Source organism: Ruegeria sp. YKSF131, from assembly GCF_059612645.1.
In genome coordinates this window covers 33,744-48,532 of the sequence record NZ_JBXWQZ010000031.1, presented here as the reverse complement: position 1 = coordinate 48,532, position 14,789 = coordinate 33,744, and the positions used below count along the sequence as shown (strand labels likewise).

Here is a 14,789-nt window from a genome sequence, read left to right as displayed (position 1 = left end):
ACTTACGACACACCCAAACCACCCTGAACCTTCAGGGCAAAAAATCATCCTGATGCAGAATGCGCGTTGGTTCCTTTTGGTATAACGATCCGGCATTCCAAACCGCCTAGAAAACCGGATGCCCCCAGTTCAATCCGGCAGTCATAAGCCTTCAGCAGATCAACCGCTATAGCCAGCCCAAGGCCGCTGCCCGAGACAGAAGTATCCAGCCTTCCCCCGGAACGTAGCGCCTCGCGGTGAGCGTCCTGAGGAATTCCCGGGCCATCATCGTCAATCACAACTTCGATCCCGTTCTGGGTCCTCTTAGCCGTCAAACGGACCTTGTGTTTGCACCATTTGACTGCGTTATCCAGCAGGTTGCCCAAAACTTCTTCGATATCCTGCGCGTCCATACGCACCCAAAGACCCGGGTCGCGCTCAATTTTCAATGACTTTCCATCGCGCTCGGCCATGGTCGTGAACAGCCGCGCCAGTCGATCAATCGAATGAGACAGATCAGTACGAGAATGGGTCAAATCTGCAGTGTTCAGCGCCCGCATTCTGGCCAAAGACCGGCCCAGTTGCGCGTCAATACGGTCGAGAGCTTCCACAGCAGTATCCGTAGAACCTCCCGCTTCGGACAACAGCACCAGTTCATTGCGCATGATCGCAGTAGGTGTTTTCAGGGCATGAGCCAAATCTGCCGCCTGACGACGTGATCCTGATACGATTTCCCGATTTCGGCGCAAGAGCTGGTTCAAATCCTCGACCAGAGGAGACACCTCTTCTGGATAATCGCCTGGTCTAAGGTCTTCGTCCCGTTCCCAACGGTGCGCCACATCCGACCGCAGCTTTCTGAGTGGCGTCAGGATGATTGACGTCAGCAGTAGCGATCCAACGACACCGATCAGACCGACCAGCGCAAAAACCGGAAGCAGGTTTTGTTGTGCAGCGCGACGTTCCGCGACAAGCTGGGCCTGACTTTCGGCAACGCTTACCCCCCAGACCGTACCATCCTCATAAGTAATTTTCTGAAAGGCTCCTCGTAAAGCTTCGCTTTCCGGACCGGGCGTGTTCCAAAGCGTCGTTACATCAGGGTTACCGGGGGGTTCGGCAATGACTTCGTCGAACAGGGAAGCCGACGTAAAGATCTCGCCTTCGCTGTTGCTGACTTGCCAGTATCTGCCGGAATACGGTGTGCCATAGGCTGGATCGAACATCAGATCCCGCAGCGCATCCGGATCATGGGTCGTAACGCTCAACCCAACGACCAGTTGCGTGTGACGATCAAGTAGTGCGGTATCAAACCTGTCTGAAACGCGAGCATTAATGAACGAGAACACGGCCAGCGTACCGACACCCACTGAAAGGGCACCCGACGTGATCCCCCCCAGTAGAGCCCGTTGACGCAGGGATAACATCAGGCAGAGTCGATCATATATCCGCGGCCCCTAATCGTTGTGATCAGATCAGGGCCAAGTTTTTTGCGCAGACGGGTTATGAAGACGGCGATGGTGTTCGAGTCCCTGTCTCCATCGTATTCGTAGATATGCTCTGACAGTTCGGTCCTTGAGATCATACGCCCAATATTATGGGCCAGATACGTGAGAACAGCCAGCTCCTGGGCGGTCAGGTCGATGGGCACGCCATCCGCCGTCACACGCCCGTTGCGGGTATCCAGCACAACATTTCCCATTTCAACGACGGGATTCAACTGGCCGCTCTGCCGCCGCAGGATGGCACGGACCCGCGCTGCCAGTTCGGGCATATGGAACGGCTTGGTCATGTAGTCGTCCGCGCCTGCGTCCAACCCGTCGACCCTTTCGCTCCAGCCATCGCGGGCCGTGAGGATCAGCACAGGTGTCTTGATACCCGCACTGCGCCATTCCCGTAGAACTGAAATGCCATCACGTTCCGGCAATCCAATATCGAGGATGATCATGTCATAAGGTTCTGTTGCGCCCAGATGCAAAGCTTCCAGGCCGCTGTTCACAATGTCTACGACCCGACCTTCAGCGTTCAACAGTTTCTTGATCTGCTCGCAAAGGTGCGGTTCGTCTTCTGCCAGTAAGACTCTCATACTTAGGAATTATAGGCGTGCGTATGGCAGTTTAACCATTACTTTTTACCACCACCGTTTCCGCCAGAATTGCCGCCGCCATTTCCACCAGAGTTGCCACCACCGTTGCCTCCGGAATTGCCGCCACCGTTACCTCCGGAATTGCCTCCACCATTGCCGCCAGAATTGCCGTGACCGCCACCGCTGTTCCCACGGTTGCCGCTTTGACCCCCGTTTGCGTTGGCAGAAGACTTGCCTTGAGATTTCGCATTGGCCGAGTTTCCGGGCGCAGATTTCGCCGCTTCTGTGATTTGTTTGCCGATCGTGGACCTGTTGGAAACGACGACGCCGGTTTTTGCGTTTACAATAACACTAACAATCTTCCCGTTCGGTTTTTTGACCAGCACGCGGTAGTAAACTTTGTCGGCCTGAAAAGCACGCGCATCAATGGGCGTTCCGCCAAAGACCTGCTCGACGCCTTTGATGACGTCCTGAAGACGGATAGCGTTGCCAGTGGTTGTCGCTTTGCGCAGCTCCGCCTGCTTCAGCTCACGAACGGCTGCATCGCCTTCTCCGGGCTGGAGAACGGCAACAAGAAACAAGATGGTCAAGAGCTTCTTCATCTTCGGCACTCTTTACTGCGCAACCACCTTAACAATCTACCGATTTCAACATGAACTGGCGATGAACGACCAGTTTGGCGTGGGTTCAATGATGATCGGTTTAGATAGCACCTGTCAGATATTGATTCCGGCTAGCGGTTTTTCGTGTGTGCTGACCGCGAAATACTCTGCCGGCCCAAATGAAACTCGCGTTCGACCTACGAGGATCGCTATGATAACCAATTTGACCGGCGTGCTGAAGGCCTCCGCTCTCGCAATCGCAATGTTGGGCTCCACTGCTATCGTGGCGGCAGTTGCCCTTCCAGATGTGGCCTACGCCAAAGACGGCAATGGCAACGGTGGAGGCAATGGTGGCGGTAAAGGAAACGGCGGCGGTAATGGAAACAGCGACAACGCCGGAAATGGCAAAGGCAACGGCGGTGGTAATGGGGCGACCAAAAGTGGTGGTTCAAAATCCGCCGGTAAGTCGGGGCGCACAACCTCTGGCGCAAAGGGTTCGAAGTCAAAATCCTCGAAGGGAAAATCGTTCTCTTTGAAAGAGCTGTTTACCGGTAAGAAGTCCAAGAAAACTCAGACCAAGACCGCACCGGCCGCGCACGCGACAAAATCCAAGGTTCAGGTCGAGGAAACGGACCTGACCGATTCCCATAAGAAGGGGAATAAACTGGCTGCCGCACTGGGTGTCCACCCTTCAGAACTGGGTGCACTGAACGCAGCCAACGCAAGTGAGAAGGCCCTTCAGAACGCTGCACCGAATTCGCGCGTCGGTCGCATTGCAACCTATCGCGATACGGTTCTGGCTGGCGACAGCATCCGAGCTGAACTTGCCGAAAAACAAGACCTTCTGGATGATATGACCCCGCCGGATCGCTCCAGCGCCGAAATCAATGACGACCTTGAGGAAGCGCTGGCCGATGTTCAGGAAAAGCAGGACATCGTCGATGATCTCGAACAGCAGCTGGCAGACGCGGGAGGCACCGATCCTGATATCGAGGACGCTCTTCAGGACGCAAACGATGATCTGCAGGCTTCCAAAGATACCGCTGACAGCCTGAATGCCGAAAAACAGGCAGCCTTGGAATATGAGGAAGCCGTGCAAGACGTCGAAGACCTGACTGACGCCGTTGAGCAGCAGTCACTCGATGAGCGCGCGGCATTGGAAGACGCTGCGAACAAACCCGTCACCGACGAGGTCGAGGCTGCTGTAAAGGCAATGCTCGGACTGGATAGCTAACAGCTTTTGCCTTCATTCTTATGAAGTGGGCAAAAGACCGGGCCAGCTAAGTGATTACCAGCCGTTTGGCTGGCCCGACTTTCTCGTAAAGATCCTGACCGCCAGGTTGTATTGCGCGCATGCCCTACGCAAGTTGGCAAAGGTTACTGAGAAAAAATATAGCCCGCTCCAATTCGGAGCGGGCTTTATCGTTCCCTGATCATGTTGATCTGGAAATCTATCGGACGTTCTGATCTTCAGAAGTCCCGGTTCGCCTCTTCAAGTCGCTTGTTATTTACGATTTCTGTCAGTGCATTTTCGATAGGAGGGAAGCGACTGCTGCTCGAATTTGTATTGCTTGAAACTTCGCCATTCATGACGGGATTATGGGGTTGCATTGTCGCACATGCATACGGCGCAACCTCAATAGCAGTCTTGATCATGCTGTTCCCCTTCCATTCAACCGGACGTGGTTTGCCCGGCCTGTGCGATTAGTATGCCCCGAACCAGTTGAACACTCAGAGAATACATTGTTCACATTATGTTAATGTTGTCGCGAAATCATGAACAAAGACTAAGCCGTTAACAAAAAAGAATAATTCCTTCTATTGTATCTGCGATCAAGTGGGACGAACAGAAAAATCAGGCGAACTCCCCCTACTCCGTAGGGTTGTTTCCCCGCACGAAAGTGGCAGATCGTCAAAGCGAACGAGTCAGATTCCCTACACCGCAATAGAGGGCAAAATTGCGGCCGAAAAAAAGAAACTTACAAAACAGCCGACGAAATTACGACACAGTTCAGCAGTTATTCGACCGGCGTGGCACGACAAAAGGCGAGACCATGACGGCGGATAGATCCAAAAAAGATCAAGGAAAGGTCTTCAGACCGTCCTGGTAGCAATCCATTCGGTTCGCTAACCCGCAATCTGAGCAAAACCCCTGTCAGCATCAACGCTTCGGTTTAACAGATGCAAAAGCTCGATCTGGCTCGTTGCCCCTGTCTTGGAAAATATGGAACTTAAGTGCGAACGAACCGTCGTCGGGCCAATGGACAAAGTCTCCGAGATTGTCTTCACTGTCATTCCCTCTTTCATCATCGCACATACCCGAAACTCGCATCTGCTGAGTTCGGCTGGGTTATTTGGATCAAGGATTGGAACGAAGCGATTGTTGCTGTCGTATCTGGACCGGTGACCCCGAAGAACTTCGGAATTGGCAGCAACCGTTCCGGGTAAGCGTTTACTCCAGCCAGATGAAAGTGTTGGAGCCAGCGCACTTATCAGATCAAGTTCAAAGGTCTGCGGGCGAATACTGTAATGAAGCTCGATGTAATCGACCTGCGCCCCGGCTACGTCCAGCGGAATCAGGATAACCTCCACCAGCCCTTCAGGCTTTTGAGGCCGATAATGGGACATTGGTGATGCGTCGGAAAACACCAGGTCTGATAGTTTCCAGACTGAACCCGCTCTTGCAGTTGATATACACTCCCCAATAACCAGTTCGGCCTGCGTTTGCGGCTGTGAAGGCCAGATTTTTCCCAGCTGAACACAACAGCGCGCAATGTGCTTTGCCTTCCAACCTTTTTTCTGCGTTCTGACTATTAGAACCGCATCAGCATTTACCAGGCGCATTAAACAATTTACGGATCGAGACAAGGAGCCATTACCGCACAGGGCCTGAGTCCACTCCACTACAAAGTCCAGACTCTCCCTCGCCTGAGCGCTCTTTAAAAAACTAACACTCATAACAATTAACCATTCAACCAAACAGACCGACCAAACAAACAGGTTCGGATTACAACAACTAACTTGTGCCCCTTACGCAGCCACAGCAACCGGAATTATCTGGCTTGTCTGCGCGGAAAGTTTTCAAACAAATACTACTACAAAACTTTATCTATCTGTTTTTAATGTGTTTTTATGAACCATATCACCAACAATCGGCACGGGACCAATCCGCGATTGCCTGACCGTTCAGTAAAAATCAACAACCATCCTGCTCACAATTGCGACCCGACTCAATTCATTGTTTCGAAAAAAGGCGATTCGCCGTATGTTAATAGGTTGTTAATGCAGGGTTAAAAGTAATCTCCCATAGAAGTTATTACTTTAAAATCTTTCAATCTTTGATTGTATTTCAGTTACCTTTGAAGGAGGTCACGCATCTCCTGCGATTCTATTCTGATTCCCGAGCTAATGCATTTTCGCCTGGCTTGCGCTCAAGAATATGGAGCGCTGAAAACGTCTAACCTATTTGGGGGAAATAATGACTAAATTCATGAAGAAGTTTGTTAAGAATGAAAGCGGTGCAGCAATTGTCGAATATGGCCTGGCTCTTTTGGTCGTGGCGTCGATTGCAGTTGGCGCATTCTCGTACCTGGGCACCACCACCAACACAAACGTGACTGGTGCATGCGCTGCTCTGGGTAGCGCGACCTGCTGACCCAAACACACTTACCAAAATACTGAACTCTGCGCCGCCGTGCCACTGTTGCGGCGCAGAGTTCACCGCCAGGAATTTCGCGAAAGCAAGACGACCGAAGTTCCATATTTCAGAACGTAATTGTTGGAGAGAGTGATGCGTATCAGGCCAATCATTTCTACACTGTTTGGAATTGCGATAGCGTCCGGTTCCGTTTACCTGGCGAAAGATCACATTCAGTTTAAGACAAGCACTGCCGGTGTCTCGCCAGATGCCGATCTGGTTGAGATCTATGTGGCCCGATCAGAAATCGCTTTTGGTCAAACGATCGAAGCGCACGACGTCACAATTCATCCCTGGCCGCGCGAGGCGCTCCCGGCCGGAGTTTTCACGGATATTGATGTACTTGTTCCAAACAATCGCCGTCAGCTGCGGCGCGCCAAGGGCCGGTTCTATCCCGGCGAAGTAATGCTTCTTTCCAAGGTTTCGAACTTTGGTGAAAAAGTCACCCTAGTTCAAAAGTTGGGGGAAAACACACGCGCCATGGCAATCGAGGTCGATGCTGTAACGGCCGTGGGCGGTTTTGTTACCCCGGGCGATCACGTTGATATCGTCTTGACCCAAGGTGCCAAGCAGGACCTGCGCGCGGTCACCATCTTGCAGAATATTCGCGTCATTGGCGTAGACCAGCAGTCGGAAGAATTAAGCGATCAGCCTGAGGTCGCCCGCACGATCACAGTGGAAGTGACCCCGCAGCAAGGTCAACGTCTGGCCCTGGCTCAAAAGGCCGGAACCCTGAGCCTTACACTGCGCACCCTGGACAGCGTCGAGGATGAGCCCATGGAGATGGTTCGCCTGCGCGATCTGCTGCAGGAGGAAGGACCTGCAGAAAAGGTTGATATTCAACCCACTGTAAAGCTGCGCCGGGGAACCGAGACCGAGGTTGTGACCATCCAGCGGCAACAGGAAGAAGCGGAACAGGAAACAGAAGCCGCGCCCGCCGCCAAATTGCAACCTGATACCCCAAAAGATGCGCACCTTGCGCCGGCGTCCGCGATGCCGCGCGTCAAACCCCGCATTCGCCCAATCACAGTCAGTCAGACACCTGGTCAATAAGTTCAGCCATGCGAGCACATGCAATCATATCCGCATTCGCCCAAGAGGAGAACGGCACCGTCGCGATCCTGTGGGGCACAGCTTTGGTCGCATTCCTCGGGTTCTTTGCGATCACGCTGGACGTTGGCCGGTTGAATTCGACACATGCAGAGCTGCAGTCATTTGCCGACAACGTGGCTTTGGCCGCAGCGGGAGAGTTGGACGGCCAACCAGACGCGATTACACGCGCCACAAATGCAGCAGCAAATCTTGTCAGCGACAGCCAGACCTTCGCGAACGGGGCAACCACGCTTTCAGGATCGTCGGATTATACCCTCTTGTTTCACTCGGCGCTTCCGGCATCGGATCTGACCCCGCTTGGCGCAGATATTACAACTGATCCACGGAAGGCCAGGTTCGCGCAAGTCGTGTTGACACCCAAATCCCTGACGATGAGCCTGGCTTCGGCGCTGGACAAAATGCTTGGTGGGGCTGGGTTTTCTGCTGCCAGCGTTTCAGCCGAGGCAGTGGCCGGATACTCGAAAGCGGCGTGCGATATCTCACCCCTGATGTTCTGCCTGCCCCCGAATTGGGAATCCACTTTGACTGTGGGCGACCAGATCCTGTTGCGCAGCGGCGGCAACGGAACGGCCTGGGGACCGGGTAACTTCGGCTTTATTGATCTGGCGAATTTCCAAGACAGCTCGGGTGTGTGTGCCGACGAAGGGGGCAATAAACTGGCCTGTCTGATCGCGGCGCAAAGCCAGATCACCCAATGTGTTCTGACCAATGGTCTGAACACCGAACCCGGCCAGAAAAACGGCATTACCAATGCTGCATTCAACGTCCGCTTTGACATCTACCGCTCGGTTCTCAACGGTGAGAAAAACAACATCGATTTCGCGCCCGCACCAAATGTGATCAAGGGGATTGAAAGCAACGGTGGCGGCGCTTGCATTCAGGGAAATGAACAGACGACCCCTGATACAACTGGTCTGGGGCGCGACCTGTGCATGACTGCGGGCACATGCGGCGGAAACAACCGTTTCGGCGACGGCAACTGGGATCGAACCGGATACCTTAATCGAAACCACGATCTGGCAGATGGGATTGCCGACGGCATAGGCAGCGACTCGCATCTGCCCGCGCTGTCCGGGTCGGATACCGTTTTCGCCGGGACGCGGTACGGAATGTATTTGAGGGAAATAGCCTACGGAAATACAAACCCTCACGCGCCGCCGAACGCAAACTCCATTCTGGACCCTTCGCTTGCTGAAACCGGACGCCCGATGTGTTCCAGCCAGATGTCCGAAGACCCGGCGCGGCGCGTTGTTACGGCTGCTGGTGTTGATTGCGCGCAAAACCCGGTTTCCGGTTCGACTACCGGAGTTCCAGTCACAAAATTTGTTGCCGTGTTCCTGACTGAACCGGTGGGTGATGACGGCGGCTCGCCCCCCAGTTTCGACATCCACGGAGAGGTCGTCGGTTTCCCCGATGTGACCGGTGTTGGCAGCGGCGGCAACGGGTTCGGCGGCATCTTTCGCGACGTCGTACAGTTGTATCGATAGGGGCAGAGTGTTCATGTGTATTCGCCTCAGATCCCCTTTCAAACGCTTCGCCAAAAACGAAGATGGTGCGATCCTTGTCGAGTTTGGCCTTGTCATGCCGATTATGCTGCTGCTGTTGGCAGTAACCCTGGAATCCGCACGCCTTATGTGGTCGTACCAGTCGGTCATTGCCGGGGTCCGGGATGCCAGCCGATACATGTCGCGCGTCACGCCCTCGGATATCTGTTCGTCTGGCGGAACAGTCGCGGGGCTCAGCACAACTCTGAAAGGGATTGTCGAGCGTGACATTCACGGCAACAGCCTGTTTCCGCCCAGCATAACGGTCAACTCGGTAACGCCCAGCCTGACCTGCGTGTCCGGTACGTATCGTATGAACCCGGCGCCTGTCGGTCAGGTAAGCGCCAATATCACCGTTCAGTTTCCGCTAGGGGGCATTCTGAAGCTTTTCGGCAGCGGTGCGTCATCGATAACCACCGACGTCGCTGACACATCGCGGATATTTGGCCAATGACATGGTTGCGGAATAATCGCGCCACCTGGCGCCAGGTCGCGGACAAGGTGCTGCGCGACCAAAATGGTGGGGTTCTTGTTGAATTTGCCGTGGTGGTGTCCCTGTTTTCCTTCCTGTTCCTGGCATTGCTGGACTTTGGTCGGCTATCATACAGCGGAGTGAACGCGCAGAAGGCGGCACAGCTGGCGGCGCGCATCGCTGTGGTGCGCCCTGCGGCGTGTCCGGGTGTGCCACAAACCCACACGCGGGGAACATCCGCGTTGTCCCCTCGCTTTGGCACCCCATGCAGTGCGTCGGCTGGCGTATGTGCCGACCCGGTAACGCCACCTTGTGTGGGTGACGCCGCCAACACCACAGCATCTGAAATCTGGGGGCGCATCAACCCGTTGCTGCCCCCCGGCACGACGATTGACGCCTTGCAGTTTTCCTATGATTTCAATTCTAATCTGGGCTTCCTGGGTGGCCCTTACACACCCATGGTCACGGTTGAGCTGAACCTGAATGATTTTCAGTTCGTGTCGCCGCTGGCCGCGCTTGCAAACGCCGCAGGCGCGACCAGCAGCACAATTCCTTCAACAGCCGGGTTTTCCAATTTCAGCGTTTCGCTGCCTGCCGAAGACCTAGCATCAGGAGAGTCAGGTTAATGGTTAAGAACGTTTCTAGTCTCAATTCACATTCCGTCATGCTTGTATCTGAAAGCGAAACCGTCGCTCAGGTGGTCGCCAATGCCTTTCCCGCCGGTCAAAACAACGAAATCTCCGAGAATGCGGGTTCGTTCAAAGCGTTGAACGGTACGGCGCGCAATCTGGCATTCAAGCATGACCTGGTTATTTTCGAAATCGACCCCTGCGACGCGGGCGAGGTTCTGGCCGTCAAAGACCTCCTGACCCATCGGCAAGATGACACCTTATTTGTCGCGCTGACGCAGAATGACGTTTCGATCTCGGTCGCCCGCGAGTTGCGGAAAATCGGCATCGACGAAGTTCTGCCCCTGTCCATTGATGAGGATGGGCTGAAAGCTGCGGTAGCAGAAAAAATCTCCTCCCGATCACTTCCGCAGGGATTCATTCAAAATGGTCCCTCTGCCCTTGGCACCGTCATTCCGGTTGCAAAATCCCGCGGTGGGATCGGAGCGTCAACGGTCGCGGTAAACCTTGCCTGCTCGCTGGTGGGCGGGAATGGATCCTTCCTGAGGAAAAAGGTGAAAAACCGCGTCGCGCTTCTGGATTTTGATCTGCAATTCGGAAACGCGAACGTGTTTCTCGATCTTGAAGATAACGGGGGATGCCTCCAACTCATCGAAAATCAGGAAGAGCCGGATGATCATTTCCTGACGTCGATCCTTCAGAACCACGCGCTCGGTATTGATGTGTTGTGCGCGCCCGCGCCGTTGGTTCCGCTTCAGTCCATACGACCGGGCTTGATCGAAGGGATGCTCGACCTGCTTCAGCGCCGGTACGATTATGTTGTCATCGACCTGCCCTGTGCCGTTGTGGAATGGGTCGAACCCATTTTCAAACGCGCGAACCAACTGGCGCTGGTAACTGACACCACGGTTCCATGCGTTCGCCAGACCCGGCGCCTGATCGATTTCTATCGCGAGGCGAACATGGCCCTGCCGGTCGAGGTTGTCGTGAACCGCGAGCGGAAGACGTTGATCAAACCTGCACATGTTCGCGAGGCTGAAAAGGTGCTGGAAACGAAACTGAAGCACTGGCTGCCGGACAATCCCACGATTGCGCGAAACGCGGTCGATCTGGGACGACCGATTGTAGACATGAAGCCGCATTCGGACCTTGGCAAGGCCCTGACGAAACTGGCTGCGTCCATGTCCGAAGGCACCCGGCCAGCCGCACAAAAAACTGTATAATGGGAGATCGCCGTGTTTAACGAGTACAAATCACGCCGGGCCGCGTCCAAGTCGAATGTGTTGGTTCTGGAACGGCCAATCGAGGTACCAAAATCCAAGGCAACACCAGAACCGGTGGACGTTGACCTGCAAGCGCATCTGGAGCTTAAAAGTCGCCTGCACAGCGAGCTTCTCGACCGTCTGAACCTGTCCGTGATCGACAAGGTCGAACGATCCGAACTGAAACGTCAGATCGCTGCACTGGTTACCGGGCTGATCGAGGCCGAACGCCTTCATTTACGGTCCGAGGCATTTACAGCCCTTGTTGATGAACTCATTCACGAAGTGATGGGTCTGGGCCCTCTGGAACCTCTTCTGGAAGACCCGACCATCAACGACATTCTCGTCAACTCTTATGATCAGGTCTACGTGGAACGCTTTGGCCTGCTCGAGCAATCGTCCGTGCGCTTTCGCGACGAACGCCATCTGCTTCGGATCATTGACAAAATCGTCAGCCGGGTCGGCCGTCGTATCGATGAATCCCAGCCATGGGTCGATGCGCGTCTGGAGGACGGAAGCCGGGTCAACGCGATTATTCGCCCGTGTTCAGTTGATGGACCGGCGTTGTCGATCCGCAAATTCTCGCGCAATCCCCTGACCATCGACAAGCTGGTCCAACGGGACAGCATGAACGAACAGGCAGCCAAGCTACTGGCGGCACTGGTCGAAGCCAGGCTGAACATTCTGATTTCGGGCGGTACCGGTTCCGGCAAGACAACAATGCTGAACGCCGTTTCATCCTTTATCGACGGCAAGCAGCGTATCGTGACAATCGAAGATGCGGCCGAACTTCAGTTACAGCAAAGCCATGTCGTTCGCTTGGAAACCCGTCCCCCCAACTCGGAAGGTCAAGGGGTGATTACGCAGCGGGATCTGGTGCGCAACGCACTCAGGATGCGGCCTGACCGAATTATTGTCGGCGAAGTCCGTGGTGCCGAATGCTTTGACATGCTTCAGGCCATGAATACAGGACATGACGGCTCCATGACGACCGTACATGCGAACTCGGCCCGCGATGCACTCAGCCGGGTCGAACAGATGGTGACGATGCTGGGGGCGGATTTGCCCGTCAGAACCATCCGGTCTCAAATCGCCTCGGCCATTCAGATCGTCCTGCAACTCAGCCGTCTGAGCGACGGGACACGCAGGGTCGTCAGTATTTCCGAAATCACGGGCATGGAAGACGACACGATCACGATGCAGGACATCTTTGTCTTCAAACGCTGTGGCAAGTCTGAGAATGGCGACGTTCTGGGAGAATTCCTGCCAACCGGAATACGGCCAAAATGCTTCGACCAGCTGGTAGCGGCTGGTGTTGATGTGGACACCAACATGTTTATTCACGGGGCAACGGCATCATGATTGACTTTCAGCCCAATACACTGAACATCCTGATCTATATTTCGATTTTTCTGGGAATTCTGCTCGCCTACGAAGGCGTTCACCAGCTTCTGGCGCGCAAGGAAACGCATGGCGAGGCCAGAAACCGCCGTATGAAACTGATCCAGAACGGGGCTTCGACGGATCAGGTGTTGCAGCTGCTCCGCGATCCGGCGATGCTGGCTGCTGGTGAAAAAGCCGGGCTGATTACGCGGTTTCGCCGTCTGCTTGTGCAAGCTGGTTTGGCGGTCAACCCGATTTGGGTGGTTCTCGCCGTCTCCCTTCTGGTTTTGATGATCTTTTTCGGGGCCTCCCGGTTCCTTGCCCTGGAAATGGCGGTAATTCTGAGCGCAGTTTTCGGCCTCATCAGCCCGATCATCCTGCTGGTCGCCGTGAAAGACGCCCGCGCGAAGAAACTGACGAAACAACTGCCTGACGCGTTAGACCTGATGGCCCGGGGGCTGAAAGTGGGCCACCCCGTCGCGGTGACGGTTGGAAACGTTGCCTCGGATCTGCCGGATCCGATCGGGTCAGAGTTTGGCATCATCAAAGACCAGATCAACTATGGTGATGACGTCGCGACCGCCTTTCACGACTTTGCGCAACGGGTCGGAACAGAGGATGCAAAATACCTTGCCGTAAGTATCGGCATTCAGCATGGAACCGGCGGCAACCTGTCTCGCGTTCTAAGCATTCTGTCCCAGACCATCCGGGACCGGCACACGATGCAAAAGAAGATCAAGGCAATCTCTGCCGAAGGTCGCCTGAGCAGCCTTATCCTCACAATTTTGCCGGTCATCATTTATCTTTCGATCGAGGTCTCCTCGCCAACATTTTACGGCGACGTACGCAGCGATCCGCTGTTTCCGTATTTCGCCCAGGTGATCATTGGCCTGACAGTTGCCCAGGGTTTCATCCTGAAGCGACTGGTTAAATTCAGATTCTAAAGGGAATTGGGATATGGATATTCTTCAGGACATTCTAAACGATCCGCGCGTCACACCGCAGTTGATCCTGTTGGTCGGAATCGCCCTTAGTGTTTTTTTTGTCGTCATGGGCCTTTCCGGATTTACGGCCAGTGAAAACACGGCAGCACGCCGCATGCGCGTTGGGACGGTATCACAAGGGCATGGGCAGGATTTTGACCTTATCCAGGGTGACAACAGCGACCCGCACGGGTTGCTGAAGGCCTTTGTCCCGTCGTCAAAACGCGAACGCTCCAAGATCGGCAAGCTTTTGAAACAAGCCGGAATTCGGCAGAAGCACGCCATTCGCACATATTATACCTTTCGGGTCGTCCTGGGGTTTGTGTTGCCTGCCGCGTTCGTAGCAACCATGGCTTTGCCAATCGAAACGCAAGTTCAGTTAGGGATCGCCGACCTTTTGCAGGGTGTTACGTGGGTTAACACAATGCAGGTCGTGACGGCACTGATGGTCATGGGCTTTTATGGCCCGGCACTGTGGTTGCGACGTCGAATAAAGAAACGCCGCCGGGCCATCGAACACAGCCTGCCAAACGCGCTCGACCTGTTGCAAGTCGCTATCGAGGCCGGGCTGGGCTTTGACGCGGCGATGATCCGGGTCTCGCATGAATTGGCCAAAGCAGCTCCGGAAATCTCGCAGGAGTTTTCGGTTCTTCAACTGGAGTTGCAGGCAGGCAAAGAACGTCAGGCCGCCTTTCTGGATATGGCGAACCGGGTCGGTATCGACGAGATGAATTCGTTCGCGAACGCCTTTTTGCAATCCAACCAGTACGGAACCAGCATATCCGCGTCATTACGCCGGTTCGCCACTGACATGCGGCTTGACCGAGAGCTTCGCGCCCAGGAGAAGGCAAACCGTCTGCCTGTGCAGATGTCTGCCGTGATGGCCATATGCATGATGCCTGTCCTATTGCTGATTTGTCTGGCGCCAATGCTGATCCGGTGGGTCAACATGTTCGGGCAAGGGTAACGCAGCGACAATGGTGTTCGCATAGCTGAATGCCCGGGAAACAGCGGACCTTAGGGGGGTCCGCTTTTCTTTTGTTCC

At 54.6% G+C, this 14,789-nt stretch carries 15 protein-coding genes; 10 read left to right on the top strand and 5 right to left on the bottom strand.

Annotation, left to right across the window (positions count from 1 at the left end):
• Nucleotides 1–44 precede the first annotated feature (44 nt).
• The 3 genes from AC2FLZ_RS12845 to AC2FLZ_RS12835 are packed head-to-tail and all read right to left on the bottom strand — an operon-like array spanning nucleotide 45 to nucleotide 2,661.
• On the bottom strand, nucleotides 45–1,400 hold the full coding sequence (locus AC2FLZ_RS12845; protein WP_496882242.1) for an ATP-binding protein: 1,356 nt from the start codon (nucleotides 1,398–1,400) through the stop codon (nucleotides 45–47).
• Entirely contained in the window at nucleotides 1,400–2,059 is a 660-nt protein-coding gene (locus AC2FLZ_RS12840) for a response regulator transcription factor (protein WP_480473086.1), read from the bottom strand. The genes AC2FLZ_RS12845 and AC2FLZ_RS12840 overlap by 1 nt, the downstream gene beginning before the upstream one ends.
• 38 nt (nucleotides 2,060–2,097) lie before the next feature.
• Nucleotides 2,098–2,661: a PepSY domain-containing protein gene (locus tag AC2FLZ_RS12835; RefSeq protein ID WP_480553691.1), complete on the bottom strand. Its 564-nt coding sequence runs from the start codon at nucleotides 2,659–2,661 to the stop codon at nucleotides 2,098–2,100.
• Here AC2FLZ_RS12835 and AC2FLZ_RS12830 point away from each other — a divergent pair.
• Complete coding sequence (locus AC2FLZ_RS12830) at nucleotides 2,642–3,895, top strand: hypothetical protein (protein ID WP_496882241.1); 1,254 nt, start codon at nucleotides 2,642–2,644, stop codon at nucleotides 3,893–3,895. The two genes, AC2FLZ_RS12835 and AC2FLZ_RS12830, sit on opposite strands and share 20 nt — an antisense overlap.
• A 236-nt stretch (nucleotides 3,896–4,131) precedes the next feature.
• Here the strand turns inward: AC2FLZ_RS12830 and AC2FLZ_RS12825 are convergent, their stop codons facing one another.
• On the bottom strand, nucleotides 4,132–4,317 hold the full coding sequence (locus tag AC2FLZ_RS12825) for a hypothetical protein (RefSeq protein WP_480473092.1): 186 nt from the start codon (nucleotides 4,315–4,317) through the stop codon (nucleotides 4,132–4,134).
• Nucleotides 4,318–4,788: 471 nt separating this feature from the next.
• Complete coding sequence (locus AC2FLZ_RS12820; RefSeq protein ID WP_480517253.1) at nucleotides 4,789–5,505, bottom strand: helix-turn-helix transcriptional regulator; 717 nt, start codon at nucleotides 5,503–5,505, stop codon at nucleotides 4,789–4,791.
• A 634-nt stretch (nucleotides 5,506–6,139) separates the two neighbouring features.
• Here AC2FLZ_RS12820 and AC2FLZ_RS12815 point away from each other — a divergent pair.
• The 9 genes from AC2FLZ_RS12815 (at nucleotide 6,140) to AC2FLZ_RS12775 (ending at nucleotide 14,711) form a co-directional block, all read left to right on the top strand.
• Nucleotides 6,140–6,316 (top strand): Flp family type IVb pilin, encoded by a 177-nt coding sequence (locus AC2FLZ_RS12815; RefSeq protein WP_209503749.1) that lies wholly within the window; start codon nucleotides 6,140–6,142, stop codon nucleotides 6,314–6,316.
• A gap of 135 nt (nucleotides 6,317–6,451) precedes the next feature.
• A complete protein-coding gene (cpaB, locus tag AC2FLZ_RS12810) occupies nucleotides 6,452–7,411 on the top strand; it encodes a Flp pilus assembly protein CpaB (protein ID WP_480517255.1) in 960 nt (319 codons plus the stop codon).
• A gap of 8 nt (nucleotides 7,412–7,419) precedes the next feature.
• A complete protein-coding gene (locus AC2FLZ_RS12805; protein ID WP_480493051.1) occupies nucleotides 7,420–8,958 on the top strand; it encodes a pilus assembly protein TadG-related protein in 1,539 nt (512 codons plus the stop codon).
• Nucleotides 8,959–8,971: 13 nt separating this feature from the next.
• Nucleotides 8,972–9,469, top strand: coding sequence for a TadE/TadG family type IV pilus assembly protein (locus tag AC2FLZ_RS12800; protein ID WP_480473102.1), 498 nt, complete (start codon nucleotides 8,972–8,974; stop codon nucleotides 9,467–9,469).
• On the top strand, nucleotides 9,466–10,113 hold the full coding sequence (locus AC2FLZ_RS12795) for a TadE/TadG family type IV pilus assembly protein (protein ID WP_480553699.1): 648 nt from the start codon (nucleotides 9,466–9,468) through the stop codon (nucleotides 10,111–10,113). The genes AC2FLZ_RS12800 and AC2FLZ_RS12795 overlap by 4 nt, the downstream gene beginning before the upstream one ends.
• 38 nt (nucleotides 10,114–10,151) lie before the next feature.
• Nucleotides 10,152–11,339 carry a CpaE/TadZ family protein gene (locus AC2FLZ_RS12790; protein WP_496882240.1) on the top strand — a complete coding sequence of 396 codons (1,188 nt, stop codon included), beginning with the start codon at nucleotides 10,152–10,154 and terminating at the stop codon, nucleotides 11,337–11,339.
• A gap of 12 nt (nucleotides 11,340–11,351) precedes the next feature.
• The gene (locus AC2FLZ_RS12785; protein WP_496882239.1) at nucleotides 11,352–12,740 is read left to right on the top strand and encodes a TadA family conjugal transfer-associated ATPase; all 1,389 of its coding nucleotides are present in this window, start codon (nucleotides 11,352–11,354) and stop codon (nucleotides 12,738–12,740) included.
• Entirely contained in the window at nucleotides 12,737–13,705 is a 969-nt protein-coding gene (locus tag AC2FLZ_RS12780; RefSeq protein WP_496882238.1) for a type II secretion system F family protein, read from the top strand. Before AC2FLZ_RS12785 ends, AC2FLZ_RS12780 begins: the two co-directional genes overlap by 4 nt.
• 13 nt (nucleotides 13,706–13,718) lie before the next feature.
• Nucleotides 13,719–14,711 carry a type II secretion system F family protein gene (locus AC2FLZ_RS12775; RefSeq protein ID WP_480553700.1) on the top strand — a complete coding sequence of 331 codons (993 nt, stop codon included), beginning with the start codon at nucleotides 13,719–13,721 and terminating at the stop codon, nucleotides 14,709–14,711.
• Nucleotides 14,712–14,789: the final 78 nt, after the last annotated feature.

Bases quoted from the DNA above. Each gene is read 5' to 3' on its own strand.
- AC2FLZ_RS12790 (WP_496882240.1), top strand. From the start codon at position 10,152: ATGCTTGTATCTGAAAGCGAAACCGTCGCTCAGGTGGTCGCCAATGCC.
- AC2FLZ_RS12775 (WP_480553700.1), top strand. From the start codon at position 13,719: ATGGATATTCTTCAGGACATTCTAAACGATCCGCGCGTCACACCGCAG.
- AC2FLZ_RS12800 (WP_480473102.1), top strand. From the start codon at position 8,972: ATGTGTATTCGCCTCAGATCCCCTTTCAAACGCTTCGCCAAAAACGAA.
- AC2FLZ_RS12780 (WP_496882238.1), top strand. From the start codon at position 12,737: ATGATTGACTTTCAGCCCAATACACTGAACATCCTGATCTATATTTCG.
- AC2FLZ_RS12795 (WP_480553699.1), top strand. From the start codon at position 9,466: ATGACATGGTTGCGGAATAATCGCGCCACCTGGCGCCAGGTCGCGGAC.
- AC2FLZ_RS12805 (WP_480493051.1), top strand. From the start codon at position 7,420: ATGCGAGCACATGCAATCATATCCGCATTCGCCCAAGAGGAGAACGGC.
- AC2FLZ_RS12820 (WP_480517253.1), bottom strand. From the start codon at position 5,505: ATGCGCCTGGTAAATGCTGATGCGGTTCTAATAGTCAGAACGCAGAAA.
- AC2FLZ_RS12825 (WP_480473092.1), bottom strand. From the start codon at position 4,317: ATGATCAAGACTGCTATTGAGGTTGCGCCGTATGCATGTGCGACAATG.
- AC2FLZ_RS12845 (WP_496882242.1), bottom strand. From the start codon at position 1,400: ATGTTATCCCTGCGTCAACGGGCTCTACTGGGGGGGATCACGTCGGGT.
- AC2FLZ_RS12835 (WP_480553691.1), bottom strand. From the start codon at position 2,661: ATGAAGAAGCTCTTGACCATCTTGTTTCTTGTTGCCGTTCTCCAGCCC.
- cpaB (WP_480517255.1), top strand. From the start codon at position 6,452: ATGCGTATCAGGCCAATCATTTCTACACTGTTTGGAATTGCGATAGCG.
- AC2FLZ_RS12815 (WP_209503749.1), top strand. From the start codon at position 6,140: ATGACTAAATTCATGAAGAAGTTTGTTAAGAATGAAAGCGGTGCAGCA.
- AC2FLZ_RS12830 (WP_496882241.1), top strand. From the start codon at position 2,642: ATGGTCAAGAGCTTCTTCATCTTCGGCACTCTTTACTGCGCAACCACC.
- AC2FLZ_RS12840 (WP_480473086.1), bottom strand. From the start codon at position 2,059: ATGAGAGTCTTACTGGCAGAAGACGAACCGCACCTTTGCGAGCAGATC.